This window comes from Nonomuraea composti (assembly GCF_012034275.1).
GTDB classification, from domain to species: Bacteria; Actinomycetota; Actinomycetes; order Streptosporangiales; family Streptosporangiaceae; genus Nonomuraea; species Nonomuraea composti.
Genome location: NZ_JAATEP010000010.1, coordinates 16,449 through 42,626, shown reverse-complemented (window position 1 = coordinate 42,626; position 26,178 = coordinate 16,449). Strand labels below are relative to the sequence as shown.

Genomic DNA, 26,178 nt, shown 5'->3' with positions numbered 1-26,178 from the left:
GGGTGCCCGCCGCGGGTCACTCGTGCGGGGTGTCGCCGAGCGCTTCGAGCAGGCCGCGCAGCAGCCCTGCGAGCTGGTCGCGCTCGCTCACCCCGAGCGCGGCCAGTAGGCGCGCCTCGTTCTCCACGTGCGCGGCGAGCAGCTCGTCGATCCTGGCCAGCCCGTCGGCGGTCAGCCGGACGCGGATCGAGCGCCGGTCCTCCTCGTCCGGCAGCCGCTCGACCAGCCCCTTGGCCGCGAGCCGGTCGATGCGGTTGGTGATGGCGCCGGAGGTCACCATGGCGGCCCGGTTGAGCATTCCGGCCGTCAGCTCGTACGGCGGCCCCGACCGCCGCAGCGTGGCCAGCACGTCGAACTCCCACCGCTCCAGCCCGTGCGCGGCGAAGAACTCCTTCAGCTCGCGATCCAGCACCCGCGCCAGCCTGCTGACCCGCCCGACGATCCCCATGGGCCAGGCGTCCACGTCGGGACGTTCGCGCCGCCACTGCTCCAGGATCAGGTCCACCACATCACCCAACGGGGCCTTCCTTCCTCTCAACACTCACTATCTCAACGTTCATTTATTTGACGTCGAGCTTCCCTCGTGGTGTTATCTCAACGTTGAGATTATCAACGCGGAAGAGAATCAGGGGAAAGAACGTGCCCTCACAACCCGCGCACGCGCACTCGGCCCTGCGGGGCTGGGCGGGCGTCGCCGCCATCACGGCGAGCTTGTTCGTCTTTCTCACCACCGAGCTCATGCCGGTCGGCCTGCTCACCCCGGTCAGCTCCAGCCTGCACATCTCGGTGGGCGTCGCCGGGCTGATGGTCACCCTGTACGGCGTCTCGGCCGGCCTCGGCGTGCCGTTCATCGTGGCCTGGACCAGACGCGTCAACCGGCGCGTGCTGCTGTCCGCGCTGCTGGTCATCCTGACCCTGGGCAACTGCGTCACCGCGCTCGCCCCGACGTTCCCGCTGGTGCTGACGACGCGGCTGGTCATGGGCTTCGCCAGCGGCGTGTTCTGGGCCATCGGCGTCAGCATGGCCATGCGGCTGGTCCCGGAGCGGCAGGCGAGCAGGGCCGCGGCGGTCGTGATGTCGGGCATCTCGATCGCCGCGGTCGTGGGCATCCCGCTGGGGACCGTCCTGGAGAGCCTGACCGACTGGCGGGCCACGTTCCTCATCTGGAGCGGGCTCAGCGCGCTGGTGCTCCTCGCCGTGGCCACCGTCGTCCCGTCGCTGCCCTCGGCGAACGCGGTGCCGGTCAGGGAGGTCTTCGTGCTCCCGCTCAGGAACGTGCCGCTGCGGCTGGTGCTGTGCACGGTCGTGCTGTTCGTGCTCGGCCACTTCGGGGCCTACACCTTCGTCCGGCCCTTCCTCGAGGCGAACACCTCCGCCGCGCCCGCGTTCATCACCGTGGTCCTGATGATCTACGGCGTCGGCGGCGCCATCGGGAACTTCGTCGCCGGCCACACCGTGAACAGGAGCCTGCGCGGCAGCTTCGTCGCCGGCGGCGCCGGCCTCGTGCTGTCGCTGCTGGCGCTGCTCGCCGTCGGCCACACGCAGGCGGGCTCGATCGCCGCCCTCGTGCTGTGGGGCGTCTCCTTCGGCGTCGTCCAGCTGTGCCAGGTCAACATGACGCAGGCGGCCGCCCCCGACACCTTCGAGGCCGCCATGTCGCTCAACACCATGGCCTACAACACCTCCATCGCGATCGGCGCGCTCATCGGCGGGCTGTTCGCCGATCACCTGGGGGTCACCAGCGTCGTCTGGTTCGGGGTGGCGCTGACGGCGGCCTCCCTGCTGCTCACGCTCGGCACCGGCCGGCGCGCCGCCGCGCCCCGCGTCCCCGGCGGGGAGCTCGTCAGCCGGTAGCCGCGACGGAGGTCCGCTCCGGGCCGCCGCTCGCCGCCGAACGCTCGATCGCCGCCAGTAGCCGATGGTGGCGCGCGGCGGCGTGGAAGTCGGGGTCGGCGGGCCGGCCCTCGGCGATCGCCCCGGCGAGGTGCCGGTAGAGCGCCGCCACGTTCGCCGCCGGCCCAGCCGCCGGGTCCAAGGGGACGGTCCGGTACGCGTCCGGCACCGTCAGGCGCTCGCCGTCGCCGGCGCGGATGTCCCAGTCGGTCCAGTGCGGGAAGGCGCCCGGACGCGGGTTGGTGATGGTCAGCGTGCCCTCCGAGCCGGCCAGCTTCACGAAGAACCCGTCGGGGCCCTGGCTGCCGCCGTACACGGCGACCGAGGCGGTGGCGCCGCCGTCGAGGAGCCCGTGCAGCAGCACTTGACCGGGCACCCGGTTGGGGATCGTCCGGCCGGTCCCGGCGACGGTGACCTCGTCGTACAGGCGGGGCAGCCGCGCCGTGACCTCCACCAGCCGGCCCGCCAGCCGCTCCAGCACCGCCAGGAAATGGCCCGCCATGATCGTCAGCACGTTGGTGCCGCCCGCCGGGTCGGTGCTCCAGGCCAGCTCGGCGGGGATGGTCGCGCCGCCCAGCACGGCGCCGGACGCCACCATGATCGCCGACTCCAGCCGGCCGATCCGGCCGCCGGCGACCAGGTCGGCGACGAACCGTACGTCCGGAGAATGGCAGCCCTGCAAGCAGACGGCGTGCACCACCCCCGCCGACGCGGCCAGCTCGGCCAGCTCGGCCGCCTCCGCGTGATCGACGGTCAGCGGCCACTCCGACAGCACGTGCCTGCCCGCCTCCAGGGCGGCCCTGATGAGCTTGGCGTGCTCGGGCGCCCTCACCGACACCACGACCAGGTCCACCTGGTCGTGCGCGATGAGCAGGCCCGGGTCCGCGAACGCCAGCGGCACGCCGTACTCGGCCGCCACCCGGTCCGCGCTCTCCTGGCGGGTCGTCGCGACCGCGGTGATCTCGTACTCGGGCAGGGCCGCCAGGGCGGGCAGGTGCGCGTTCCTGGCCCACCCGCTGGCTCCCACGACTCCGGTCCTGATCGTCATCTCACCTCGCATAGGTCAGCTCCGCCCTGGTGATGGCGGAGCCGTTGACAGTGAAGGCGTAGTACGCCTCGAAGCCGCCCTGGCCGCCCGGGGCGAAGCGCACCAGGAGCCGCTGGTGGCCGGGCCGGCTCTCGGCCACCTTGACAACGGTCAGGCTGCCGCCGATGACCTCGGCCCGCGCCCACTCACGGATCGCCGCGCGCCCCTGGAAGCGCCGCCCGACGTCCACCAGCTCCGCGTCCTGCGCGAACGCGCCGGCCAGCGCGTCGAGGTCCCGGCCGTTGACGGCGGTGACGTAGGCGTTCACCGGCGCGAGCAGACCGCCCTGCTGGGGCTCCTGCCGGGGCTCCTGCTGGGGCTGGTCCGCGCAGGCGGCCGGCGTCTTCGCGGGATCCTCCGCCGACAGCTCGCGCCCGACGGCCTTGATGTTCTCCTGGACGATCGTGGGCAGGTCCGCGACCGGCGGCCGGCCGGGGTAGGCGCGCTCCAGCGCGGCGGCGATCGACTTCTGCTCGCCGGCGCCGACCGCCTTGCCGCCGGGCGAGCCGGGGGCGACGGCCGGCCGCACCAGGGCGCGGAACGCCTTGAGGTACTGGCGCTGCTCGTCGATCAGCGCGCGGGCCGGGCCGGCGGCGCCGTGCCCCGGGTACATCGTCCTGGCCGCCGGGAAGCGCGTACCGAGCTGGTCGAGGACCTGCAGCCAGCCGCAGCTCGTGCCCTCGATCAGCGCGGGCGTGACCTTACCGGTGGCCAGGTCGCCGGAGAACAGCTCGCCGGTGTCGGAGCGGTAGTAGACGTCCGCGACGTCGGACTCGCCGTGCGTGAACGTGGCCGTCTCCAGGCGCAGGCCGCCGACCTGCAACGGCGTGCCGCCCTCGAACGTCCGGTCGGCGTAGGTGAGCCGGGCCGGGAAGGCCGGGTTCGCCGAGCGGGCCAGCGCGTAGAGCCCGCGCTCGTCCTCCCGCATCGTCTTGTCGGTCGCCTTGGACGCGTAGACGGGGGCCTGGGGGAACGCCTCGTGGAAGGCGCCCGCCCCGCCCACGTGGTCGGGGTGGGAGTGGGTGAGCAGGATCGCGGCGACCGGCCGGCCGGTCTTCCTGATCTCCGCCACCGCCTTCCTGGCGTCGTCCGGCGTGCGCAGCGTGTCGACGAGGACCAGGCCGGCCGGCGCCTGGATCCAGTACGTGTTGACCGAGCCCGGGTTGGACGAGGCGTAGCGGCCCGGCGCCGCCTGCGACGCGGCCGGTTTCGCCCGCGGCGCGGGTTCGCCGTCGTTCGAGCAGCCCGCCAACGCTGCGATCAGGCATGCGGCGGCCAGGCTTGCGGCGATCGGACGCCGCGATATGTAGTTCATCGGAGAGCTTTCATGAGGTGTTCGGATGGGCGTTCACCAGGGGAGAGGGCGGCCGTCGCGGAAGAACCCGCCGGTCGGGCCGTTGTCCGGCAGCGTGGCCGCCCAGACGACGCCCGCCGCGCCCTCGGAGACGGGACGGCCGCCCGGGCCGCCCATGTCCGTCGCGACCCAGCCCGGGCAGATCGCGTTCACCAGCACGCCGTCGGCGCGCAACTCCGCCGCCAGCATCCGGGTCAGCGCGTTGAGCGCCACCTTCGTGGTGTTGTACGCCGGGGTGCCGCCGCCCATGTTGGTCAGCGAGGCGGCCTCGCTGGAGACGTTGACGATCCGGGGGTGCGCGCTCTCGCGCAGCAACGGCAGCAGCGCCTGGACCAGCCGCCACGGCCCGTACAGGTTCGTCTCGGCCGCCTCGCGGACCACGTCCAGGTCGGCGGATGCGGCGTTCTGCCAGGTGTCGTAGGTGATGGCGGCGTTGTTGACCAGGATGTCCAGCCGCCCGTACCGCTCGGCGACCGTCGCCGCCGCCTCCGCGACGTCCTCCTCGGAGGTGACGTCCAGCCGCAGCGGGACGACGTCACCTCCGAGCTTTCCCGCCGCGGCCTCGGCCGCCTGCGGCGAGCGGGCGGTGAGCAGGACGGTGTGGCCGAGCTTCGCCAGCTGCCGGCAGACCTCCAGGCCGATGCCGCGGTTGCCGCCGGTCACAAGAGCGATCATGCGTCACCCGTCGCCGGCAGCCCCGGCCCTGCTTTCATGATCGCCGGGCGATCCTGCGTGGTGCTCATGCCCGCCATCCTGGCGTCGCGCTTCCCCGCACGTCCAATATCTGCTGTAATAGCCGACGGCTATGGATGCTCACCTGCGTGACCTGCGCTATTTCGTGACCGTGGCGGAGGAGCTCAGCTTCACCCGGGCGGCCGAGCGGCTGTTCATCGCGCAGCCCACGCTCAGCAAGCAGATCCGCCAGCTCGAAGAGCTGATGCGGGTGCGGCTGTTCGACCGCGACCGGCGCACGGTCCGGCTCACCGCGCCGGGCGAGGCGCTGCTGCCCGCCGCCCGCGAGCTGCTCCAGCAGTGGGACGAAGCCCAGCGGGCCGTCGGCGACGCCGCGGCCGCCGCGTCCTCCCGGCTGACCGTCGGCATGTCCACCAGCGTCGGCCGCGGGCTCCTGGCCACGCTGCGGGAACGGTTCGCCGAGCGCCGGCCCGCCTGCGACCTGCGGCTGCGCCAGGTCAACTGGACCGACCCCACGGCGGGCCTGGCCGAGGGCGAGGTCGACGTGGCGTTCGTGTGGCTGCCGTTCCCCGGCCAGGAGGACTTCCACGTCCGGGTCGTGGCCCGAGAGCCGCGCTGGGTCGCCTTCCGCGACGATCACTGGCTGGCCTCGCGCGACGAGGTCGACTTCGCCGAGCTGCTGGACGAGAAGTTCCTCGCGCTGCCCGAGAGCGCCGGCGAGCTGCGCGACCACTGGCTCGCCACCGACGAGCGCGGCGGGCGGGCCCCGCTGGCCTGCACGACCGTCTCGAACGCGGAGGAGACGTTCGCGGCGCTGGAGAGCGGCGACAACGTCGTCCTGCTCGCGGCCGGGAACGCCGAGATCTACCGGCGGCCGGGGATCATGGCCATTCCGGTGAAGGGGCTGTCCCCGACCGTGCTCGCCGTCGCGTGGCGGCGCGGCGACCACCGCAGCACCATCCGCGACCTGGTCGAGGCGGTGTCCTCGGAGCCGCGGCGTCTTCCGTCCTGACCGTCGCCCGGTTGCCGGTGCTCTGGTGTGCGGCGTGACGATCGGCACGCGGCGGGGGCGTGCCCGGCGTGACGGTCGGTGCGTGAAAGGGGCGTGCGGCCATGCGACGATCGGCGCGCCGCGGCGGCGGGATCGGCGACGCGTGGCGGATGACCGGCCGGGCGGGGGCCGGGAGGATGACCGGCATGCATGACCGCGGCAGGAAGGACGTTCCCGACATGACCGTCACGCCGATCGACCTCTTCGCCCACCCCCTCCACCTGCGCCAAGGCGGCGGGATCCATCCCGAGAAACGGGCCACGGACTGCGGCGAGGACGGCTGGCAGCTCACGGCCCTGCACGCCAGGACCGACGCCGACGTGCGCGCCGACCACTGGGAGGTCCACCCGGAGGCCGACGAGGTCATCTCCTGCCTCATCGGGAAGATCCGCCTCTACCTGCGGGCGGAGCATTCCGGGCAGGAGGAGGAGATCAGGCTGACGGCCGGGACCGCCGCGATCGTCCCGCGCGGGCGCTGGCACCGCATCGAGCTGGACATCCCCAGCAACATCCTGGCCGTCACCCTGCCGCGCGGCAGCCGCCTGGAGAAGCGCGCCGGCGCCTAGATCCGCGCCCTTCCGTCTCCTTTCCGGCTCCCTGCCGCTTCTGCGCGCCGACGTGGCCATGAGCACACGGAGGGTTACGTCGGCCAGGATCAGTAGTCAAACGGGGGGAACGACATGACCCAGACCATGAGCAAGGGTGGAGCCACCGGCGAGGACCCGCAGAGCGTCGTCCGCGCGCGCCCAGGCGGCGGGCGGCCAGGACCGCCAGCAGGCCCACGGCGCCGTCACCGACCACGGTGACGCGGGTGCGCTCGTTGACGCCGCCCGCCACGGCCGCGTGGTGGCCGGTGCCGAACACGTCGGAGAGCGCCCGCGATGCAGGCCGCGACCACGCGGACCAGCGCGTCGGCGGGCAGCTTGATGACGGGGTCGGGCACCTGCTCGACGCGGACGTCGCCGGCGCCGTACATCGGGGTCGCACGCATCAGGAGGTTCTCCCCGTCGGCGGTCTGGGATGGTGGCACGGTGCAGCGGGCCGACGTCACGCTCACCGCCCGATACCAGGAAAGCCGCCCTGCCGCGTGCGAGGCAGAGCGCGTTTGTCGGGGGTACAAGCTCAGCCCCTTACCACCCGTCTCGGGCCCGGCGCAGGGGGACGGTCAGCCGCAGGCGCCGCAGATCTGCCCGATGGGGCCGCAGATCTCCGCGCACCAGCAGCAGAAGCAGCGGTGATCCCACTCCTCCTGCTTCCACTTGCTCCACCGTGGCCGCCACAGGCCGCACGTGAGCAAGGTGCCGGTGCAGCCCGCCGTCTTACGGGCCCAGCCCGGCTTCTCGTACGAGGCGCGGAAGGTGCGTTCGACGGCGCGGCGCGCTTCCGTGCCGAGCAGCACGTCCACCACATGGCGCTCCTCGAACTCCACCTCGGCCAGCGCGAGCGTGATCCCGTGGGCGGCGTCCTCGCACAGCCGCCGCGCCTCGCCGGGGGAGGTGCCGGTGGCGGTCAGCGGGTTGAACGCGCCGCGCCGCTCGTCCTCGGCCCGGTCCTCGCAGGCGTCCAGCAGGTACGCCAGCCGCCCGAAGAACCGGCCCGCCTCCCCGAGCGCTGCGGCGTTGCCGGGCCGTCCGGCCAGCACCGCCGTGTGGGCGAAGGCCGCGGCGACGGCGTCCTCGGTCGGCGCGGACAACTCCAGTACCCTCCCGGCCCCCGCCAGCCCCTCCTCCGGCGCCATCCCGGGACCCGCCTGGTCCTCTTCCAGCACCGTCCCAGGATCCGCCTGGCGCTCCAGCGCTCTTTCGGCCTCCGCTCGGCGCTCCACGACTCCTCCCGCCCCTACCTGGCGCTCCAGCACGAGTTGCCGTCCCACGGCCGCCGTGAGCGGCGCGGGGTCGAACCCGACCGCCTCCGCCATGCGCACCCCCGCCGCCTCCCAGCGCCTGGCCAACGCGCCTTTCGCCCGCTCGCCGCCCAGCCGGGCGCCTCCCCACGGGGCGTCGCCGTCGGCCAGGTCGTCGCGCAGCCGTCCGGCGGCCAGCACCAGCGAGACGGCGGCCGCCAGCCGCGCCCCACGCCCGCGCGCGTCCAGCACCTCGGCCGTCCGGAACCCCCGCAACGCGCACGGCCCCGCCTTCCTGCGCGGCGCCGACGAGGGCAGTTGCGCCTCGGTCAGTACGGAGACGAGCAACGTGTCGTAGTTGGTCGCCAGCCGCGCCCCATGCCCTTGACCGTCGCGCAGCGTCAGGCAGAGCCCGCACAGATGCGCCACCCAGGCCTCCCGCACCGCCGCGCAACCATGGTGAGCACAGGGGCGGATGATTCCGAACATATGACCTCTTCTTCGCGCGTTTCGTCCGCCGATCATACGGACTTCCGCCCCGCCGGCGGCCAGTGCCGTCATGGCTGAGTGGCCGCTCAGCCACCTTCGGGGCCCGGCCGGGACCAGGGGAATCGATGACGACGACCGCGATGCGCGGCCCTACGCGCTACCCTGGGCACGATGATCACCGATGGATGGCTGGCGGACACCCGCACCTCGTACGACACCGTCGCCGCGAGCTACGCCGACCACACCCGCGACCTGCTCACCCGCACCCCCTACGAACGCGCCTTCCTCACGCTGTTCGCCGGCAAGGCGCACGCCGCCGGCGGCGGCCCCGTCGCCGACGTCGGCTGCGGGACCGGCCGGATCACCGCCCACCTGAGCGGCCTGGGCGCCGACGCGTTCGGCATCGACCTGTCACCCGCCATGATCAAGGTGGCCCGCCGCGAGCACCCCGGCCTGCGCTTCGAGACCGGCACCATGACCGACCTCCGCCTCGCCGACGCCTCCCTCGCCGGCCTGGTCGCGTGGTACTCGCTGATCCACGTCCCCGACAGCGACCTTCCCGCCGTCCTCACCCACTTCCACCGCACCCTGCGGCCGGGCGGCCCGCTGCTGCTCGCCTTCCACGCCGGCGACGGCACCCGGCTGATCACCCAGGGGTACGGCGGCCACCCCATGAAGATCCATGTCCACTTCCGCCGCCCCGAACACCTGGCCGCCCGCCTCGACGAGGCCGGCTTCACCGTCGAGGCCCAGCTCACCCTCACCTCGGCCGAGAGCAGGCTCGGCGCGGTCCTCATGGCCCACCGCCGCCCCTGAGCCTACTTCGGTGCCGCGGGCGCGGAACGTGCGCATGGCCGAGGAAGGTGCTGGCCCGCCGTTCTCAGTCGTAAGGGACGGGCCGGTTCTCGCGGGCCCAGAGCCGCTCCGCCTCGCTGCCCGTGGGCGGCGGCGCCAGCCCGTCGATCATCCACAGGTCCCGAGGCGTCTCGTCCACGTGGAACTCGCAGTGCAGCCCGCGCTCCTGCGTGTGCCGGGCCAGCAGGCGGCCGAGCGCCTGGTTCATGCGCTCGCGCAGGCCGGGGTCGTCGGCGTGGCGGGCGATGTGCTCGATCACGACCCGCACCGTGTCACTGGACGGCCGGCCGCCGACCAGGAACGACGCCGGCGCGACCTCGTGGAAGAGCACGACGACGTAGAAGCCCGGCAGCCCGAACCGGGTGTAGAACTCGGTGACGTCCTGCGCGAACGACTGCTTCTGCTCCTCGGTGAAGACTCCGGCGGGATGGTGGACGTGCCACAGCGGCATGTGCTCGCTCCTTCGGTGAAGTGCCGGGCGGACGGTCAGATGGACACGGTGAGACGCTCGACCGGGCCCGACAGCGCCGCCTTCATCCGCCTGCTGACCTCGTCGACCAGAACCTCGGCGGCCCCGTTCTCGACGCCGTCCAGCACCGCCGCGGCGACCTCGGCGGGCGAGATCTTCTGGGCCGGGATGTCGGCCGTCATGTCGGTGTCGGCGAGGCCGAGGTGCACGCCGACGACCTGGGTGCCCTGCGCCGCGAGCTCGACGCGCAGGGAGTTGGTGATCGACCACAGGGCGGCCTTCGAGGCGCCGTAGGCTCCGGTGCCCGCGGCCCAGGACAGCACGGAGTGCATGTCGATCAGCGCGCCGCCGCCGTTCGCCGCCAGGATCGGGGCGAAGGCGCGGGCCACGCGCAGGGGGCCGAACACGTTGGTGTCGAACGTCGCGAGCACGTCGGCCGGGTCCGCCTTCAGCAGCGGCGACGGGAACAGGACGCCCGCGTTGTTCACCACGATGTTGACGTCCCGGGCCTGGCCGGCGAGGGCCTCGATCGCCTCCGGGTCGGTGACGTCGAGGCCGACGGGCAGGACGCGCGGGTCGTCGGCGGGCACGGGCTTGCGGGCCGTCACGTACACCTTCGCCGCTCCGCGCTCCAGGAGCGCTCCGGCGATCGCCTTGCCGAGGCCGCGCTGGCCGCCCGTCACGAGCGCCACGGCATGCTTGATCGTGACCATGATGGTCTCCTTCGGCTAAAATAAATGACGAGCATCATCTATACCCCACGAAGGAAGTGCCGACAACATGCCGAGAGCATCCCGGGCCGACGCCGAGCGGCATCGCGAGCAGGTCATCGAGGCCGCGGCGAAGCTGGTGCGCGCACACGGCGCCGGCAACGTGAGCGTCCCGCAGGCGATGGCCGCGGCAGGGCTGACCCACGGCGGCTTCTACCGCCACTTCGCCTCCAAGGACGACCTGATCGCACAAGCGTGCTCGGCCGCGTTCGCCGAACGGGTCAAGGCCCTGGACGACCTCACCGAGACCGACACCCCCGAAGCCTCACCCCGGGCCACCTTCCTCAACGGCTACCTGTCCACGCTGCACCGCGACAACGCCGCCCTCGGCTGCCCCGGCGCGGCCCTGGCCGTGGACGCCGCCCGCACCGAGCCCGGCACCCCGCTCCGCCAGGCGTTCACCGACGGCCTGCGGGAGCTGATCGCGTCGATGCGCGGGCTCGACTCGGACGGCGCGGACGAGGAAACGGTGATCGTCGAGCTGTCCACCATGGTGGGGGCGCTGATGTTGTCACGCGCCTGCGCCGGCGACCCCCTGTCGGACGAGATCCTCACCACGGTCCGCCGCCACCTCCTGGCCGAGGAGGCCGATCCCGCCTGACACCCCGCCCAGCTCACCCTCCCTCGACCAGTCCGACCAGCGCATCCGACCCTGCCAGGCCGACCAGTGCGCCCTGGCCTGCCGGGCCGACCAGCGCGCCCGGTGCGGCCAGGCCGGCTGGTGAGATTCCCTCCAGGCGAGAGACGGCGGGACGGTGCGGCGAGCACGATCGGAGCGTCCGTCAGCCTGGCCGGTCGACCTTGATCGGAACGCCGTGCGAGCCGGCCGGTTCGCTCCGCAGGAGCCGTTGCAGGGCGGCGACGGGCTGGACTCCGGAGACCGGCGGGCGGCCGTCGATCACGAGACTGGGCACGCCGGTGATGCCGTGCTCTGCCGCGCGGCGCCGGTCGGTGCGTACCTCGTCGGCGTAGTCGTCGCCGTCCAGGACGGAGCGCACCTCCCCGATGTCCAGCCCGGCCTCGCCGCCCAGGCGCCGCAGGACCTGCGGGTCGGCCACATTGTGCCCCTCGGTGTGGTACGCGTGCAGCAGCTCCATCATCTGATCGGCCCGGCCGCGATCGGCGGCCAGCTTGACCAGCCGGTGCGCGTCGAAGGTGTTCACCGGCCGAGCCAGGTGCAGGTTCAGCTCCAGGCCCTCCGCCGCGCCCAGTGACCGGATGCGGGCGATGCGGGCGGGCGCCTGCTCGCCCCACCAGCCGGCCATGGCCTGCGCGGCGGTCGGCCCGGGCGTCCGGCCTTCGTCCGGCGCGAGCTCGTAGGCGCGCCAGACGATCTGGACGCCGTCGCGGGCGGGCTGCTGGGCCAAGGCGGCCGCCAGGCGTCTCTTGCCGATGTAGCACCAGGGGCACAGCACATCGGCGTATATCTCAAGCTTCATGAATGTCCCGCACAGTGGTCGTGGTTGATGGAGCGAGGCCGGCTCACCCGGTGGCATGCTGCCGGCGGGCACAGCCGCTCGCCGGCAGGCCCCGGAGAGGCCATCGTGCAATCTCAACCACACTTGAGGTCAACGCCCGGGTGAAGGCGTAGCCGATCCTGCTCTGCTTCCGGAATCGCGCCGCATTCCGGGGACAGAATCCGGAATCGGCTTCCGGAGGACCACCCCGGATATCCCGCTCCGCCACGTGCAGCTCACCGCCTGACCGCGCGACAAGGAACAGACGCCGCTGCGCCGCTTCGCCGGGCTTCGGCTTTCCGGGGGAGAATTCGTCCGGTGGGGTGGCGGAGGGGACGGTCTCGTGCGGCGACCTGGCCCAGCAGGCGTAGAAACGGCGGGCTTCTGCGCCCGCTGGATCGTGGGGCTGGAGATCAGAGACGCTCGCTGGGCTCCGTTAAGAGACGGCGGACTCGTACGGTGTTGCGTGTGGTGCGGCCGTCTTCGGTGTTCTGGTATTCGCCTGTCTTCGTGAAACCGTGCTTGTCGTAGATGCGGTCGAGCTCCGTGCTTCCCGCCCAGTGGTCCAGGCCGAGGGCGGGGGCGCCCCGCGCTCTGGCCTGGCGGTCGGCCTCGTGCAGGAGGGCCTGGCCCACGCCTCGCCCCGAGGCGCCCCTAGCGGACATGACGGTGTGGATGAACAGGGCGTCGGCGGGGATCAGCTCCGGAGGGATGTGGGGCGGGGGTGCCTGAGCCAGGGCCAGGAGACCCACGCAGGAGTCGTCTCGCTGGGCCGTTGTGATGGCGCCTTGCGAGACCCAGCTGGCGAAAAGGTGGGGAAAGCCTGGAATGCGGGAGAACGGGACCGTGCCCCATTGCTGAGGGCGGCCCTGCGCTACGAGCCAGGTCAGGATCGAGTCCATGAGGGCGAGCAGAGCGGGGACGTCTTGCGTGGTGGCAGGACGCAAGGTGATGTGCTGGCCGCGCGACATGATCACCTTCAGAGGAGTAGGATCCTGGCGGGAGAAACTTTAGTTTTCTAAGGATTAGATTGTCAAAGCAAAGCTTGATCGATGCCGTCACCAAGGCCGTGCACGATCTGCAGGACGCCACCGACGTCCTCGACGAGCGGGCCGCGCGCCGCCTGGCCATCAACCGCACCGACCTGCGCTGCCTGAGCCGGTTGAGCACGCGCGGCCCGCTGACCGCCAGCGAGCTCGCGACCGCCGCCGGGCTCACCGGAGGTGCCATGACGACCGTGATCGACCGGCTCGAGCGGGCCGGACTGGCCGAGCGGCGCCGCGACACCGCCGACCGCCGCCGCGTCCTGGTCCACCTGACCGAACGGGCGGAGCGGATGAGCGCCGAGATCTGGGGCCCTGTGCTGGCGGATGCACAGGTCGAGCTGGGGAAGTTCAGCTCGGAGGAGCTGGCCGTGATCGAGAGGTTCCTGGCCACGGCGCTGCGCAACCAGCAGGATCACGCCGAGCGCCTAAGGGCCGAGGCCGCCGGCGCGCCGCCGCCCTTGCGTGAATCGTCTGGGCGGCGGCATCAGGGGCCGACAGGGGATGAAGACGAGGGATGACGGCGGCGGCACGCACGATACCGATCCCGTGCGTCGGGCAGGCCAGTCCGAGCCGGGCCGCCGGGTCGAGTGCAGGGTTGGGTGCAGGGTTGGGTGCAGGGTTGGGTGCAGGGTTGGGTGCAGGGTCGGGCCGGGCGCAGGCCGGGCCGTGCCGGTCTGGGTTGGGCCGCCGCGCGAATCATGCGAATTGGGACGGGTGCGTTGTCCAGCCCGCGGAGGGCGAGGGTATGGCGTGGGCCGGCACTTCGCCGCCGTGGACATCCCGCCGAGGGCGGTCAGGCCGGGGACATCACCTCGTACAGGTTGCGGGCGGCGTCGACGAAGAACAGCCCGCGCGGGCACAGCGGGTGGTCGATGCGGCCGTTGTCGGGGTGGGCCGGGTGGTTGCCGAAGGCGACGCCGTGCTCGCGCAGCCGGGCCAGGATCGCGTCGAAGGTGGCCGGGTCGACGTCGAAGGCCAGGTGCATCCCGGTGGGGTCGGCGACCGTCATGAAGTCGAGGGTGAGCTGTTCGTTGACCCGTACGGGGGCGAAGTGCCCGTCGCGGCCGGCCGGGGGCAGCTCCGGCAGGCCCATGATCGTGGCGAAGAAGTGCGCGGCCTGGCGGTTGTCGACGGCGGGCACGATGGTGTGGTTGAGCGTGATGGTCATCCGGTGACCTCCAGGTCAGGGGTGGCGGGTGCCGTGCAGCAGGATGTCGACGAGGTCGGCAGGGGTCAGCTCCGCGCCGGCGGGCAGCGGCCGGGCGAACAGCAGGCCGAGGAAGGCGGCGGCGACCTGCCGGGGCTCCAGGCGTAGTGCCGCGCGGTCGGGTTCGATCAGCTCGGTCACCGCCTCCAGGGTGGCTCGTGCCGAGGCTTCCCGGCCGCCCGGTGCGGGGCGGCGGGCGGCGGCGCGGTCGTAGTGGCCTGAGGCGTAGAGGGCGGCGGCCACGGTGCCCATGCGTTCCAGATGGGCGCGCAGCGCCTCGGCGGCCTGCACCAGGCGGGCGGCCAGCGGTTCGTCGAGGGGGATCGAGGCCAGTTCGCGCAGCGCGTGGTCGGGGTTCATGGCTTCGGTCATGCACGCCCGCAGCACCTCGTCCTTGTCGGCGAAGGCCCGGAAGATGGTGCCCTCGCCGACGCCGGCGGCGCGCGCGATCTGGCTGGTGGTGACGTTGGCGCCGTGCTCGGCGACCAGGGGGAGCGCGGCGGCCACGATCATCGCCCTGCGCTGGTCGACGCTCATCGCCGGCGCTCGCCGGCGGGGAGTGGTGTCGGTCATGCGACCCATGGTACGGAGTGAGCGCTCACTCCGCCATGGAGCCGCTGATCCTCCGCCATGGAGCCGCTGATCCTCCGCCATGGAGCCGCTGTCGAGAGCCCCTGATCGAACGGGCAAAGAGCCCCAGGCCCGGCCTTGACCTTAATCGGGCGGTGAACTGCGGTAATTCCTGCGATGGCCCGTACGCCGTCCCGACCGTCCCGGTCCGGCACGGCGGGCGTCCGTCACGATCACCGACCACCCGGGGAGAGCTCACCATGCCTTACGTCACCACCCGCGACGACGAGCAGATCTTCTTCTACGACTGGGGCAGCGGCCCGCCGGTCATCTTCATCCACGGCTGGCCGCTGAACGCCGACGCCTGGCACGACCAGATGAAGGCGGTCGTCGACAACGGCTTCCGGGCGATCGCGCACGACCGGCGCGGCCACGGCCGCTCCAGCCAGCCATGGGGCGAGTACGACTTCGACACCTTCGCCGACGACCTGGCCGACCTCATCAACGCCCTGGACCTGCGCGAGGTCACGCTGGTGGCGCACTCGATGGGCGGCGGGGAGCTGGCCCGCTACATCGGCCGGCACGGCACCTCCCGCCTGAGCAAGGCCGTGCTGCTGTCGGCGGTGCCGCCGCTCATGCTCAAGACGCCCGACAACCCCGAGGGCACCCCGCAGGAGGTGTTCGACAAGATCAAGGCGGGGATCCTCGCCGAGCGCTCGCAGTTCTGGCGCGACAGCGCCGACGGCTTCTTCGGCGCCAACCGGCCGGGCAACAAGGTGACGCAGGGCAACAAGGACGCGTTCTGGCTGATGGCCATGGCCGAGAACATCCAGGCCGGGGTGGCCTGCGTGGACGCCTTCTCCGCCACGGACTTCACCGAGGACCTGAAGAAGTTCGACATTCCCACCCTGATCGTCCACGGCGACGACGACCAGGTGGTGCCGATCGCGGCGTCCGCCGAGAAGTCCGCCAAGATCATCCCGGACTGCGTGTACAAGGTGTACGAGGGCGGCTCGCACGGCATCGCGCTGGTGCCGGGAGACAAGGAGAAGTTCAACAACGACCTGCTGGAGTTCCTGCGCGGCTGACCGGCCGTCCTGGTCAGCCACTCGGGCCGCTGCCGGGGCCGATCGGCGGCCCCGGCAGGTCGCACGCGCCGCTCGTCCGCGCCGCCGTGCCGGGCAGCGAGAGTTACGAGAGGCTGCGGGTGCTGTCCGTCATCGGGACGCGGACGCTGCGGTGACGGACGCGGGGCGCACCGGCTGCCGGAGCAGCGTCCTCGGCTCGGGATCGGTGAACTCGGTCAGGTAGATCTCGTGGTGCAGGCCGTTGCGGACCAGGCCGTGCTGGGCCATGAAGGCGTCCATCACGTCGAGCGACCTCTTCTCCTCGCTGTACGGACCCTCGTGCAGCAGTTCCACGCACTCGCCCTCGGTGAAGGTGACGACCTGCACGCGGTCGGCGGCCGCGCAGGACGCGCGCACCTGCTCGCACGCCGCCTCGACCGCCCCCGGCGCGGGTACGCCGGCCAGCGGCAGCAGCAGATGCCACCGCCACTGCTCGCGCGGCACCTCCAGCGGCGGCCGGGAGTGGTCCTCCACCCACCAGCGCCCCTCCAGCGGGCCGGCGGGGCCGCCCATGGCGGAGGCCACGGCGTACAGGGCGCCGATGGCCGACAGGTGCTCGGCGCCGCCGGGCTCGCCCATGCCGGTGACGTTCAGGCAGGTGACAGGGCCGCGGTGGACCACGTGCGGGGTCATGGTTCGTCCTCCAGAGGGGTCGTCAGGCGGGCTTCTCGCCCGCGTCCCTCAGCATGAGGTCTCCCTGTGGGGGAGAGTCCAGCCGCGCGATCACCCCACCGCGTCCTGGCTGTAGTCGGTGGCGGCGTACACGCGCAGGAGCCGGTCGACGCCGTGCAGGAACGTCTCGCAGATCAGTTCCGGGTCGAACAGGCAGCCGGCCGCCATGGCCCCGTCGCGCATCATCACGAAGTGGCGGGCGGCCGGCTCGGCGCCGGTCTCCTGGATCTTGGCCAGCAGCTCCGTGACGGTGTCGAGGAACCATTGACGGTGGGCGAGCACCGCCTGGTGCACGGGGGAGGCGGGGTCGGGGTACTCGGCGGCGGCGTTGAGGAAGGCGCATCCCCGGAAGCCGGGCGACCGGATGCCCTCGGCGATGGACTCGCCGAGGGCCCGAAGGCTGTCGGCCGGTGCGGGCCGGGCGGCGACGGCCTGGTCCGCCTGGCCGCGCATCGCCCGGTCGACCTCGCCCAGGTAGGCGAGGACGAGGTCTTCCTTGCCGGGGAAGTGCCGGTAGAGGGTGGCCCGGGTCACCTTGGCCTCGGCGACGATGCGGTCGATGCCGACGGCGTGGATGCCCTCCGTGTAGAAGAGCCGGGTGGCCGTGGCGAGCAGCCGGGACCGCGCTTCGGACGGACGGCCTTCTGGGGGAGTGGGCATGACGCCATCCTATCGAGGAGAACGTTCGGTCCCGGGTGGCGATCTCAGTTCAGCAGCGGGACGAGCTGCTGCTCCTCGTAGTCCAGGTGGGCCTCCAGCTCGCGGGTGAGCCGCTCCACCTCCGCCAGCAGGTCCGGCGGTGCGACGTCGTCGGCGCGCAGCAGCGTCTGCAGCTCGTCGAGGAGCCGGGCGATGACCTCGTGCTCGTCGCGCAGCCGCGCCAGCACCGGCGCCGCCTCCGGGTAGCGGTCGGCGATCGCGGGGAACATGTGCCCGTCCTCGCGCGAGTGGTGCACGTGCAGGCCCTGGCACATGGTCAGGCAGTTGACGCGCAGCTGCGCGGCCAGGCGCGGGCCCGAGGCGCGCACCTCCCGGCGGATGAGGTCCAGCTCGCGGCGGAAGTTGTCGTGCATCGCGATCAGCGCGTCGCCGAGGCCGCCGGCGGGCGGCGCGAAGTCGGTCGCGGTCAGGGCCACGACGGGCAGGGTGCGTCCCGACTTCTTCTCGTACGCGGCCCAGCCGGCGTCCAGCTCGACGGCCCTGGCGAAGACGCGCTCACGCTCCTCACCTTCGAGCGCGACCGCCTTGGCCTGGTAGGTGAAGATGCCGGTCTCCACGGTGGCCCGCGGGTCGGCCCGCAGGTTGTGGTACCAGGCGGGGTGCCGGGGCGAGCCGCCGGCGGAGGCGATGACGAGGATGCGGTCACCGTCGGGCAGGTAGCCGAGCGGGACGGTGTGCGGGGCGCCGGACCGGGCGCCGGTGGTGGTCAGCAGGATCAGCCTGGCTCCTTCGAAGGGGCCGCCGACCTGACCCTTGTTGGCGCGGAACTCGTCGATGATCTGCTGGTTGAAATCCATGGGCATGCTGGTTTCTGCTCCTGGCGGTACGCGGGAAGTAAGGCTTGTCGAAAAGACCGGAAACCCGCGCGGGCATGCCAAGGCGCAGCGGGTTTACGACACCGCCGAGGGCATGGGGAGACGCGCGGGCGCAGTGCGCTCAGGCACGACCGACAGTGTGAGTGGTCACGGCGTCATCCCCCTTGATTCGGCGCCTCCATGCCGCGACCGTCCTCCCGGCCGGCGACACGCGACGCGACGGTTATTACGCACACATCCCCGCGAAGCTGTCAAGCTGACGGCCGGCCGCGCCCTGATGACGCTCGGTGGGTACGTCCGGCGGGATTCGAACCCGCACCGTACGGCTCCTTAGGCCGTTGCCTCTCCCATTGGGCTACGGACGCGTTGAGGAAAGGGCCCCGGAAGCAGTCCCGAGTCCTTTCCTCGCTTCGTTGCTGACATTAATGGCGTGGTCGGCGGCCCGGCCACTCGATAAAAAAGGGAAGCGTCATCCCGGTGCCAGGCGGCTGAGCCGTTCCCAGGCGCGGTATTGCTCGGTGCGGGCCTGCTCCATCTGCAGCACCATGTCATAAGAGGCGCTGCCGACGATCAGCCGCACCGGCGGCTCCGGCAGGTTCACCAGCTCCATGATGACGGGCGCGGCCGTGCTCGGGGCGGGGCCGGCGTCGTCGCCCCACATCTCGGCCAGCTTGGCGCGCAGCGGCTCGTAGACGGGGTTCGGCTCGGTCGCGGTGGTGCCCACGGTGAACAGGCCGGTGTCGTAGCCGCCCATCTGCAGGATGGTGACCTTGACGCCGAACGGCTCCAGCTCCATGGCCAGGGCCTGGCTGACGGAGTCGAGCGCCGACTTGCCGGCCGCGTACATGCCGGTCGAGGCGAAGCCGCCGCCGGCGCCCATCGAGGTGACCTGGAGGAGGTGTCCGGAGCCCTGGGCGCGCAGGTGCGGGACGACGGCCTGCGCGACCCACACGGCGCCGAAGAAGTTGACGTCGAAGTGGGCCCGCAACTGCTCCTCCGTGGCCTCCTCGACCATGCCGTACAGCAGGGTGCCGGCGTTGTTGACCACGATGTCGAGCCGGCCGAACGCGGCCACGGCCCGCTCCACGCCGTCGAAGACGGCCGCGCGGTCGGAGACGTCGAGCGACAGCCGTACGAGCCGGTCGGGATGCTCCTCGGCCAGCCCGGCCAGCGGCTCCACGTTGCGTGCCGCCGCCACGACCCGGTCCCCGGCGGCCAGCGCCGCCTGGGTGAACGCCCGTCCGAGGCCCCGCGACGCGCCGGTGATGAACCATACTCGGGTCAAGATCTTCTCCTTGCCAGACGAACCGAGACGAGACGGCCCGTCTCGTCGAACGTCCCCCACTATGGGGCAGGCGCGAAGGCGTGTCAAGACGGACCGTCTCGTCTCGTTAAGCGGTATGCTGCCGGCATGCCGAAGGATCCCGATCCCGCCCGCCGCAGCGAGCGCTCCCGCCAGGCCATCCTGGAGGCCGCCCGCGAGCTGGTCTCCGAGGTGGGTTACGCCAAGGTCTCCATCGAGGCCATCGCCGCCCGCGCCGGCGTGGGCAAGCAGACCATCTACCGCTGGTGGCGCGGCAAGGGGGCGGTGGTCTTCGACGCGTTCCTCGCCCTGAGCGAGGCGGGAGAGGGCGGGGCGGGGGAGGGCGGCGGCGTGACGCTGCCCGACACCGGCGACATCGAGGCCGACCTGAAGACGGTGATGCGGGCGACGGTGGCGGAGTTCGCCGATCCGGCGTTCGAGGCGCCGATCCGGGCGCTCAACATGGAGATCGTCAGCGACCCCGAGCTCGCCGCCCAGTACCGCGAGCGGCTGGCCGGGCCGGTGGACGAGGCCAAGAAGGCCCGGCTGCGCAGCGCGCAGCGGGCCGGCCAGCTCGCCGCCGACGTGGACCTCGACCTGGCGCTGGAGCTGCTGTACGCGCCCCTCTACCAGCGGTGGCTGCAACGATCGGGCCCGCTGACCCCCGCCTACGCCGACGCCCTGGTGGATCTCTTCCTGAAGGCGCTGCGCCCGAGTTGACGTTCCCGCCACGTCACCCTCTTAACTGGGAGGCATGCGGATCGGAGAGCTGGCGGCGCTGCTCGGGGTGTCCACCCGGACGGTGCGGCACTACCACCATCAGGGCGTGCTGCCGGAGCCGCCGCGCCGGGCCAACGGCTACCGCGAGTACGGCATGCGCGACGCGGTCGCGCTGGCCCGCGTCCGCCGCCTGGTCGAGCTGGGGTTGAGCCTGGAGGAGGCCCGCGACGTGATCGCGGAGGACCGCTCCAGGGAGCTGCCCGAGATCCTGGCCGAGATCGACGCCGACCTCGCCGCGCAGGAGGCCGACATCCGGCGCCGCCGCGCCCGCCTGGCCGAGATGCTGGCCCGCGCCGAGGACGGCACGCTCGGCCCCGACGACACCGCCTCGCCCGACCTGGTCGACTTCCTGCGGGTGGTGGACGTGCCCGCGTCCAAGAGCGCGGCCTGGGACCGCGACCTGCTCGTGCTGGTGGACAGCGTGTCCACGGCGGACGACCGGCAGCGCACGCTTGCGATGCTCGACACGCTGGCCGCCGACCCGCAGGCGGCGGCGCTTGGTCAGGAGTTCTACCGCAGGCTGGACGAGCTGGCCGACGCCGAGCCCGACGACCCCCGGGTGCCGGAGCTGGCCGCGGCCATGGCCGACTACAGCGTCCGGCACGTGCTGCACGACCTGCGGCCCGGCCCCGGCTGGAACCCGGAGCAGATGGAGCCCTTCCTCGAAGGGCTGTCACCGGCGCAGGCGGAGGTCGTCCGGCAGGCGACCCGCCTCATCATGCAGGCCGGGCACGAACAATAAACTGGAATCGACTCCAAGTTTGCAGTACGCTTCACCTTCATGACCGAAGGACTGCGCGAGCGCAAGAAACGCCAGACCAGGCAGCGCATCTCCGAGGTGGCCATCGGCCTGTTCGTGGAGCGCGGCTTCGACAACGTCACGATCGCCGAGGTCGCCGCCGCCGCCGAGGTGTCGGTGAACACCGTCTACAACTACTTCCCGGCCAAGGAGGACCTGGTGCTGCCGCCCGAGGAGGCGTCCCCGCACCGGCTGGCCGACATCGTGCGCGAGCGCGCCCCCGGCGAGTCGGCGGCGGGCGCGGTGCTGGCCCGCCTGCGCCGGGAGGTGCGCGGACGCGAGCGCCAGGTGGGGCTGACGGCCGGGTTCGGGCGGGTGCTGGAGATGATGCGGGCCGCGCCCACGCTCACCGCCCGGCTGGAGGCGCTGGGCGCGCAGATGACCGACGCGCTGGCCGAGCTGCTGGCCGAGGAGACCGGCGCGGCGAAGGACGATCCGCTGCCGCGCGTCATCGCCTGGCACCTCGGCTGCCTGCACGCGCTGGTGCTGTCGGAGATCGGCCGGCGCACGGCGGCGGGCGAGCGGCCCGGCACGATCGCGGCCGCCGTGCTGGAGCTGCTGGACGCGGCCGAGAGCGTGCTGGGCGAGCGGGTCCTGGCCTATGCCGTACGAGGGGAGTGACCGTGTTCAGGGTGACGATCAGGGGCAAGTTCAAGGGGCTCGACGAGGCGGGCAAGGCCGCCGTCCGGGCGGCGGCGGGCGCCGGTTACACCGAGGCCGGCACGTTCACACACGACGCGACCGTGTCGGTGTTCACGTTCCGCTGCCAGGTGCCCGCCGGGAAGCCGGAGGACGACGAGGACGACGCGGCGCTGATGGCGATGGCGGCCCTGGAGGCGTACGGGCTGCCGCACGAGATCCTGAAGGTCGCGGTGACCGACATGCGAGACATCAAAATTCGCCGCAGATCAGGGTGAAACAATCCGCCGGGTCCGGACACGTACGAGGTGTCGGACCGATCGGATGAGAGCAGGCAGCGTGACACACCATGACCGCAAGCAGCGCTTCGAGGTGATCTACGTTGCCAACTACGCCGACATCCTCGCCTACATCCGGCGGCGGACCGACTCCCACGACGACGCCGCCGACGCCCTCGCCGAGACGTTCGCCACCGCCTGGCGCCGCCTCGACGACCTCCCACGGGGGCAGGACGCGCGCCTGTGGCTGTTCGGCGTGGCCCGCCGCGTGCTGGCCAACGGCCGCCGCGCCGAGTCACGCCGCAGCGAGCTGGTGGAACGCCTCGGCCGCCAGCTCGCCGTCTGGGCCGAGCACATCGAGGCGGGCGAGAGCATGGCCGGCGTCCAGGAGGCGTTCGGCCGGCTGAGCGGCGACGACCGGGAGATCCTCGCGCTGGCCGGCTGGGAGGGGCTGGGCTCCGACGAGATCGCCACCGTCCTGGGCTGCTCGCGCGCCAACGCCCGGTTACGGCTGCACCGGGCACGCAAACGGCTGGCCCGGCAGCTCGACGCGGCCGGCGTGGACCTGGCGCGCATCGGCCTGCGCGCCGTCGCCATGACGAAGGGGGCCATGTGATGCACGAGATCGACCGCCTGGTGGCCGGCATCGCGCCCGACCCCGGCCCCGGCACGACGCCGCTCGCCAGGGAGCTGTTCGAGGAGGTCACCGCCGTCCCCGTACCCGCCGTCGCCACCCCCGCCGCGCCCCGCCGCCGGCGCAGGTGGGCGGCCGTGCCGGTGCTGGGCACGCTGGCGGCCCTGCTGTCCTTCGGCGTCGCCCAGGCGCCCGCCTCCGCCGCGCTGGACATCGAGGTGGTGGACGGCCACTACGTGATCACGGTCAAGGACCTGATGGCCGAGCCCGAGGTGTACCAGCGCGAGCTGCGGGCCAGAGGGCTGGACATCACGCTCGACCTGGTGCCGACGTCCGCGAGCATGGTGGGCCGGCTGATCGTGATCAACGACATGGACCGGCTCAGAGCGGGACAGATGGTGCCCGCCGAAGGCCCCATCACCACCATCGACTCCCCGGGGCCCTGCGAGCAGTTCGCCGGCTGCCCCATCGGGGTGAAGGTGCCGGTCGGCTTCGACAAGAAGGCGGAGATCACGCTCGGCCGGCGGGCCCAGCCCGGCGAACGGTACAAGATGCCGCCCGGCATCGCGCTGCCCGGCGAGCCCCTGCACTGCGTGGCCTTCGTCAACAAGAGCGTCACCGAGGTCTCGGCCCTGCTGCGGGAGCGCGGCGTCACGCCGTCGTACATCTCCTACGGCAAGCCCTCCAGTCCCTCCGCGCCCGGCGACTGGTACGTGCAGGACGGCGTCATGAGCGCCGACGGCCAGGCGCTCCTGCTGGTCGGCGCCGAGCCCGCCGCCCGGCGCGGCCCTGAGGCCCAGCCCGGCTGCTGAGCCCGGCCGCTTCCAAGCCTGGTGGCCGGGCCTGGCCGCTTTCAAGCCTGGCTGCTTTCAAGCCGGGTCACTGAGCCCGGCTCCGTCCTGAGCCTTCTCCGGGGCGCGCGCGACTGACGGCGCGCGCCCCCGTCACCCCGCCATGCCCTCCGCCGGCATGCGCGCTTCACCCCTGCACCGCCTGCGACAGGTGCCGGGCTCCACAGCCGTGAGCTCTTCCCGGCATGCCCGGAGCCCGGCCCTGCCCTTTCCTGCCCTGTCCTGTCCTGCCCCGACGATCGGATCTCGCGTGCTCACCGCCACCCGCGTGCCCCTGCCCGCCCCGCTGCGCCGCCGCGCCGCCGGCCACCGCGTCTTCGCCGTGCTGCTGGTCCTGGCCGCCGCGCTGCGGGTGCTGACGATGCTCGGCTACCGCCCGGCCACGCTCTACTGGTACGACTCCTTCACCTACCTCGACACCGCCGTGCATCCGGCCCCGTCGGCGACCTTCCACCCCATCGGCTACCCGCTGCTGCTGCGGGCGCTGCTGCCGTTCCACAGCGTGGAGCTGATCGCGGCCGTGCAGCACACCATCGGCCTGGCCACGGGGACGCTGCTGTACGCGGTGCTGCGCCGCCGGTCGGCGCCCGGCTGGGTGGCCGCGTTGGCGCCGGTGCCGCTGCTGTTCGACGCCTCGTTCCTGCGCCTGGAGCACGGCGTGCTGTCGGACACGCAGTTCATCTTCCTCGTCGTGGCCGGCCTGGCGGTGCTGATGTGGTCGCCGAAGCCCTCCACGCGCGCCGCCGCCGGGGCGGGCCTGCTGTTCGCGGCGGCCGCGCTGACCCGGACGATCGCGCTGCCGCTGCTGCTGCTCGTGGTGCTCGTGCTGGCCGTGCAGCGGGTCGGCTGGCGGCGCCTGGCGGCGCTGGCCCTGGCCGGTACGCTGCCCCTGCTCGGCTACGCCGGCTGGTACGCCGCCCACCACGGCCGCTTCGCGATCAGCGGCGCCGACGGGGTCGCGCTGTGGGCGCGCACGATGACGTTCGCCGACTGCGCCCGCATCCAGCCGCCGCCCGGCCTGGCGCCGCTGTGCCCCAACGGGACGACGGTGGACGCGGCCTCGGAGTACGTGTGGGCCCCCGGCGCCTCGCTCAACCGGCTGCCCGGCGACCGCTTCACCCACAACGACGAGGCCCGCGCGTTCGCGATCGCGGCCATCCTCGCCCAGCCGCTGGACTACCTGGCCGACGTCGTCCGCGACACCGCGATCGCCTTCTCCTGGACCCCGATCCCGCACCCGCAACGCGTCACCCCGGCCTTCGGCTTCCGCGGCGGGCACTGGGAGCTGCCCGCCCAGCCGCTCATCGACAAGGTCAAACGGGAGTACGACCCGGACATCCGCGGCCTGTCGTCGGTGTCGCCGTACGCGGACGTCCTCATCGCCTACCAGTACGCCGCCTACCTGCGCGGCCCCGTGCTGGGCCTGATCCTCCTGCTCGGCGCCTTCGCGGCCATCCGGCGGCCCCGGGTGGCGCTGCTGCCGTGGGCGGTGGCGATGGGCCTGCTGGTCGGCCCGGTCGCGGTTCTCGACTTCGACCACCGGTACGTGCTGCCCGTGATCCCGGTCGCCTGCCTGGCCGCCGCGCTCGCTCATCCCAGATGTGGGATACGCTCCCAGATGTGAGAAATCTGGACGATGTGGACGCCCGGCTCGCCGACCGCCTGGCCGAGCTGCGCATCGAGCGGGGCTGGCCGCTGGAGGAGCTGGCCCGCCGCTCCGGCATCAGCCGCTCCACGCTGTCGCGGCTGGAGCGCGCCGAGATCAGCCCGACGGCCGCCCTGCTCGGCAAGCTGTGCGAGGTGTACGGGCGGACGATGTCCCGGCTGCTGGCCGAGGTCGAGGAGGAGCCGCCGCAGGTCGTCACGGCCGGGGCGCAGCCGGTGTGGCGGGACGAGGCGTCGGGGTTCGTGCGCCGCTCGCTCTCCCCGCCGCATCCCGGGCTGCGCGGCGAGGTGGTCGAGGCGACGCTGCGGCCCGGGGCCGACATCGCCTACGACGCGCCGCCCGTACCGGGGATGGAGCAGCACATCTGGGCGCTGGAGGGCGTGGTGGAGATCACCACCGGCGGCCGCACGCACCTGCTGGAGGCCGGCGACTGCCTGCGCTTCCGCCTGTGGGGGCCCTCCCGCTTCCGCTGCCCCGGCCCCGCCTCCGCCCGCTACGCGATCTTCATAGTCCTGCCGTGAATCGTCCTGACGTGAATCGTCCTGCCGTGAGAAGGGATCACATGCGCACCATCGCCCGCCTGTCGGCCGAGGAGTTCGAGCAGTGCGTCGAGGAGCTGGCCGCCCTGCTGGCCGACGCCGTGGACGACGGGGCCTCGCTGGGGTTCGTGACGCCGTTCGGCCAGGAGAGCGCCGCCGCGTGGTGGCGCGCCCAGGCCCCGGCGGTGGCCGCCGGCAGCCAGCTCGTGTGGGTGGGCCGGCTCGACGGCGTCCTGGCCGGCACCGTCAGCCTGATCCCGGCCGCCAAGGCCAACGCCCGCCACCGCGCCGAGATCGTCAAGCTGATGGTCCACCGCGACGCCCGCGGCCAGGGCCTGGCCCGCGCCCTGCTGGCCACGGCCGAGCAGGCCGCCTTCGACGCCGGAGCCCGTCTGCTGCTCCTGGACACCGAGACCGGCAGCACCGCCGAGCACGTCTACCTGTCCGGCGGCTGGACCCGCTACGGCGTCGTCCCCGGCTATGCCGCCTCCCCCGACGGCACCCTGCGCGACTGCAGCTTCTTCTACAAACGGCTGGCACCACCCGCCTGACCCGCCCCGGGAGGCACCCT

At 72.6% G+C, this 26,178-nt stretch carries 31 protein-coding genes, 1 tRNA gene and 1 pseudogene; 16 read left to right on the top strand and 17 right to left on the bottom strand.

All coding sequences use genetic code 11. The features are described 5' to 3' along the window. Nucleotides 1–16: 16 nt before the first annotated feature. Nucleotides 17–517, bottom strand: a complete 501-nt coding sequence (locus HCN51_RS16150; RefSeq protein ID WP_168010435.1) for a MarR family winged helix-turn-helix transcriptional regulator — start codon at nucleotides 515–517, stop codon at nucleotides 17–19. Nucleotides 518–639: 122 nt separating this feature from the next. Here HCN51_RS16150 and HCN51_RS16145 point away from each other — a divergent pair, with 122 nt between their 5' ends. Further along, nucleotides 640–1,854, top strand: a complete 1,215-nt coding sequence (locus HCN51_RS16145) for an MFS transporter (RefSeq protein ID WP_168010434.1) — start codon at nucleotides 640–642, stop codon at nucleotides 1,852–1,854. Here the strand turns inward: HCN51_RS16145 and HCN51_RS16140 are convergent. The 3 genes from HCN51_RS16140 to HCN51_RS16130 are packed head-to-tail and all read right to left on the bottom strand — an operon-like array spanning nucleotide 1,844 to nucleotide 5,009. Continuing rightward, on the bottom strand, nucleotides 1,844–2,941 hold the full coding sequence (locus HCN51_RS16140) for a Gfo/Idh/MocA family protein (protein WP_168010433.1): 1,098 nt from the start codon (nucleotides 2,939–2,941) through the stop codon (nucleotides 1,844–1,846). The genes HCN51_RS16145 and HCN51_RS16140 overlap by 11 nt on opposite strands. A gap of 1 nt (nucleotide 2,942) precedes the next feature. Continuing rightward, a complete protein-coding gene (locus HCN51_RS16135; protein ID WP_168010432.1) occupies nucleotides 2,943–4,295 on the bottom strand; it encodes an MBL fold metallo-hydrolase in 1,353 nt (450 codons plus the stop codon). Nucleotides 4,296–4,328: 33 nt separating this feature from the next. Continuing rightward, nucleotides 4,329–5,009, bottom strand: a complete 681-nt coding sequence (locus HCN51_RS16130; RefSeq protein ID WP_168010431.1) for an SDR family oxidoreductase — start codon at nucleotides 5,007–5,009, stop codon at nucleotides 4,329–4,331. Nucleotides 5,010–5,139: 130 nt separating this feature from the next. Between HCN51_RS16130 and HCN51_RS16125 the strand changes: the two genes are divergently transcribed. Further along, on the top strand, nucleotides 5,140–6,039 hold the full coding sequence (locus tag HCN51_RS16125) for a LysR family transcriptional regulator (protein WP_168010430.1): 900 nt from the start codon (nucleotides 5,140–5,142) through the stop codon (nucleotides 6,037–6,039). Between the two features lie 101 nt (nucleotides 6,040–6,140). Continuing rightward, entirely contained in the window at nucleotides 6,141–6,644 is a 504-nt protein-coding gene (locus tag HCN51_RS16120) for a cupin domain-containing protein (protein ID WP_240972896.1), read from the top strand. 175 nt (nucleotides 6,645–6,819) lie between these two features. On the opposite strand, the pseudogene HCN51_RS62965 reads toward HCN51_RS16120, so the two are convergent. After that, nucleotides 6,820–6,954 (bottom strand): annotated as a pseudogene (locus tag HCN51_RS62965) (IMP dehydrogenase); the annotation flags it as partial. Nucleotides 6,955–7,243: 289 nt separating this feature from the next. Continuing rightward, a complete protein-coding gene (locus HCN51_RS16110; RefSeq protein WP_168010429.1) occupies nucleotides 7,244–8,410 on the bottom strand; it encodes a DUF5685 family protein in 1,167 nt (388 codons plus the stop codon). 171 nt (nucleotides 8,411–8,581) lie between these two features. Between HCN51_RS16110 and HCN51_RS16105 the strand changes: the two genes are divergently transcribed. Continuing rightward, entirely contained in the window at nucleotides 8,582–9,226 is a 645-nt protein-coding gene (locus HCN51_RS16105; protein WP_168010428.1) for a class I SAM-dependent DNA methyltransferase, read from the top strand. 64 nt (nucleotides 9,227–9,290) lie between these two features. Here the strand turns inward: HCN51_RS16105 and HCN51_RS16100 are convergent, their stop codons facing one another. Both HCN51_RS16100 and HCN51_RS16095 read right to left on the bottom strand, forming a co-directional pair. Then, nucleotides 9,291–9,716: a tautomerase family protein gene (locus HCN51_RS16100; protein WP_168010427.1), complete on the bottom strand. Its 426-nt coding sequence runs from the start codon at nucleotides 9,714–9,716 to the stop codon at nucleotides 9,291–9,293. Nucleotides 9,717–9,751: 35 nt separating this feature from the next. Further along, a complete protein-coding gene (locus tag HCN51_RS16095; RefSeq protein WP_168010426.1) occupies nucleotides 9,752–10,447 on the bottom strand; it encodes an SDR family oxidoreductase in 696 nt (231 codons plus the stop codon). 67 nt (nucleotides 10,448–10,514) lie between these two features. Between HCN51_RS16095 and HCN51_RS16090 the strand changes: the two genes are divergently transcribed. Further along, nucleotides 10,515–11,105: a TetR/AcrR family transcriptional regulator gene (locus HCN51_RS16090; RefSeq protein WP_168010425.1), complete on the top strand. Its 591-nt coding sequence runs from the start codon at nucleotides 10,515–10,517 to the stop codon at nucleotides 11,103–11,105. Between the two features lie 181 nt (nucleotides 11,106–11,286). On the opposite strand, the gene HCN51_RS16085 is transcribed toward HCN51_RS16090, so the two are convergent. Together HCN51_RS16085 and HCN51_RS16080 are read right to left on the bottom strand one after the other, a co-directional pair. Further along, nucleotides 11,287–11,943 carry a DsbA family oxidoreductase gene (locus tag HCN51_RS16085; RefSeq protein ID WP_168010424.1) on the bottom strand — a complete coding sequence of 219 codons (657 nt, stop codon included), beginning with the start codon at nucleotides 11,941–11,943 and terminating at the stop codon, nucleotides 11,287–11,289. A 431-nt stretch (nucleotides 11,944–12,374) separates the two neighbouring features. After that, nucleotides 12,375–12,863 carry a GNAT family N-acetyltransferase gene (locus tag HCN51_RS16080; RefSeq protein ID WP_240972916.1) on the bottom strand — a complete coding sequence of 163 codons (489 nt, stop codon included), beginning with the start codon at nucleotides 12,861–12,863 and terminating at the stop codon, nucleotides 12,375–12,377. 143 nt (nucleotides 12,864–13,006) lie between these two features. Here HCN51_RS16080 and HCN51_RS16075 point away from each other — a divergent pair, with 143 nt between their 5' ends. Beyond that, complete coding sequence (locus HCN51_RS16075; RefSeq protein ID WP_206067086.1) at nucleotides 13,007–13,525, top strand: MarR family winged helix-turn-helix transcriptional regulator; 519 nt, start codon at nucleotides 13,007–13,009, stop codon at nucleotides 13,523–13,525. Nucleotides 13,526–13,800: 275 nt separating this feature from the next. On the opposite strand, the gene HCN51_RS16070 is transcribed toward HCN51_RS16075, so the two are convergent. Both HCN51_RS16070 and HCN51_RS16065 read right to left on the bottom strand, forming a co-directional pair. After that, on the bottom strand, nucleotides 13,801–14,175 hold the full coding sequence (locus HCN51_RS16070) for a VOC family protein (RefSeq protein ID WP_168010422.1): 375 nt from the start codon (nucleotides 14,173–14,175) through the stop codon (nucleotides 13,801–13,803). 15 nt (nucleotides 14,176–14,190) lie between these two features. Continuing rightward, nucleotides 14,191–14,787, bottom strand: coding sequence for a TetR/AcrR family transcriptional regulator (locus HCN51_RS16065; RefSeq protein ID WP_168010421.1), 597 nt, complete (start codon nucleotides 14,785–14,787; stop codon nucleotides 14,191–14,193). Between the two features lie 257 nt (nucleotides 14,788–15,044). Here HCN51_RS16065 and HCN51_RS16060 point away from each other — a divergent pair, with 257 nt between their 5' ends. Further along, nucleotides 15,045–15,872 carry an alpha/beta fold hydrolase gene (locus HCN51_RS16060; RefSeq protein WP_168010420.1) on the top strand — a complete coding sequence of 276 codons (828 nt, stop codon included), beginning with the start codon at nucleotides 15,045–15,047 and terminating at the stop codon, nucleotides 15,870–15,872. A gap of 129 nt (nucleotides 15,873–16,001) precedes the next feature. Here the strand turns inward: HCN51_RS16060 and HCN51_RS16055 are convergent, their stop codons facing one another. The 5 genes from HCN51_RS16055 to HCN51_RS16035 all read right to left on the bottom strand — a co-directional run bounded on the left by HCN51_RS16055 (nucleotide 16,002) and on the right by HCN51_RS16035 (nucleotide 19,403). Further along, entirely contained in the window at nucleotides 16,002–16,544 is a 543-nt protein-coding gene (locus tag HCN51_RS16055; RefSeq protein ID WP_168010419.1) for a GyrI-like domain-containing protein, read from the bottom strand. A gap of 90 nt (nucleotides 16,545–16,634) precedes the next feature. Further along, a complete protein-coding gene (locus HCN51_RS16050; RefSeq protein ID WP_168010418.1) occupies nucleotides 16,635–17,243 on the bottom strand; it encodes a TetR/AcrR family transcriptional regulator in 609 nt (202 codons plus the stop codon). A 44-nt stretch (nucleotides 17,244–17,287) separates the two neighbouring features. Continuing rightward, nucleotides 17,288–18,106, bottom strand: a complete 819-nt coding sequence (locus HCN51_RS16045; RefSeq protein ID WP_168010417.1) for a nitroreductase/quinone reductase family protein — start codon at nucleotides 18,104–18,106, stop codon at nucleotides 17,288–17,290. 304 nt (nucleotides 18,107–18,410) lie between these two features. After that, nucleotides 18,411–18,483 (bottom strand) — tRNA-Leu (locus HCN51_RS16040). Nucleotides 18,484–18,587: 104 nt separating this feature from the next. After that, the gene (locus HCN51_RS16035) at nucleotides 18,588–19,403 is read right to left on the bottom strand and encodes an SDR family NAD(P)-dependent oxidoreductase (RefSeq protein WP_168010416.1); all 816 of its coding nucleotides are present in this window, start codon (nucleotides 19,401–19,403) and stop codon (nucleotides 18,588–18,590) included. Nucleotides 19,404–19,529: 126 nt separating this feature from the next. On the opposite strand from HCN51_RS16035, the gene HCN51_RS16030 reads away from it, so the two are divergent. From HCN51_RS16030 to HCN51_RS15990, 9 genes are all read left to right on the top strand, one after another. Then, nucleotides 19,530–20,141, top strand: coding sequence for a TetR/AcrR family transcriptional regulator (locus HCN51_RS16030; RefSeq protein WP_168010415.1), 612 nt, complete (start codon nucleotides 19,530–19,532; stop codon nucleotides 20,139–20,141). Between the two features lie 34 nt (nucleotides 20,142–20,175). Continuing rightward, entirely contained in the window at nucleotides 20,176–20,943 is a 768-nt protein-coding gene (locus HCN51_RS16025; protein WP_168010414.1) for a MerR family transcriptional regulator, read from the top strand. Between the two features lie 39 nt (nucleotides 20,944–20,982). Then, on the top strand, nucleotides 20,983–21,621 hold the full coding sequence (locus tag HCN51_RS16020) for a TetR/AcrR family transcriptional regulator (protein WP_168010413.1): 639 nt from the start codon (nucleotides 20,983–20,985) through the stop codon (nucleotides 21,619–21,621). 2 nt (nucleotides 21,622–21,623) lie between these two features. Beyond that, entirely contained in the window at nucleotides 21,624–21,917 is a 294-nt protein-coding gene (locus HCN51_RS16015; RefSeq protein ID WP_168010412.1) for a DUF6204 family protein, read from the top strand. A gap of 61 nt (nucleotides 21,918–21,978) precedes the next feature. After that, the gene (locus tag HCN51_RS16010) at nucleotides 21,979–22,533 is read left to right on the top strand and encodes an RNA polymerase sigma factor (RefSeq protein WP_080038785.1); all 555 of its coding nucleotides are present in this window, start codon (nucleotides 21,979–21,981) and stop codon (nucleotides 22,531–22,533) included. Then, a complete protein-coding gene (locus tag HCN51_RS16005; RefSeq protein WP_168010411.1) occupies nucleotides 22,533–23,363 on the top strand; it encodes a hypothetical protein in 831 nt (276 codons plus the stop codon). Before HCN51_RS16010 ends, HCN51_RS16005 begins: the two co-directional genes overlap by 1 nt. Before the next feature lie 289 nt (nucleotides 23,364–23,652). Next, a complete protein-coding gene (locus HCN51_RS16000; RefSeq protein ID WP_346433664.1) occupies nucleotides 23,653–25,026 on the top strand; it encodes a hypothetical protein in 1,374 nt (457 codons plus the stop codon). Beyond that, on the top strand, nucleotides 25,023–25,589 hold the full coding sequence (locus HCN51_RS15995) for a helix-turn-helix domain-containing protein (protein ID WP_346433663.1): 567 nt from the start codon (nucleotides 25,023–25,025) through the stop codon (nucleotides 25,587–25,589). The genes HCN51_RS16000 and HCN51_RS15995 overlap by 4 nt, the downstream gene beginning before the upstream one ends. Nucleotides 25,590–25,630: 41 nt before the next feature. Then, entirely contained in the window at nucleotides 25,631–26,158 is a 528-nt protein-coding gene (locus tag HCN51_RS15990) for a GNAT family N-acetyltransferase (protein ID WP_168010409.1), read from the top strand. Nucleotides 26,159–26,178 lie beyond the last annotated feature (20 nt).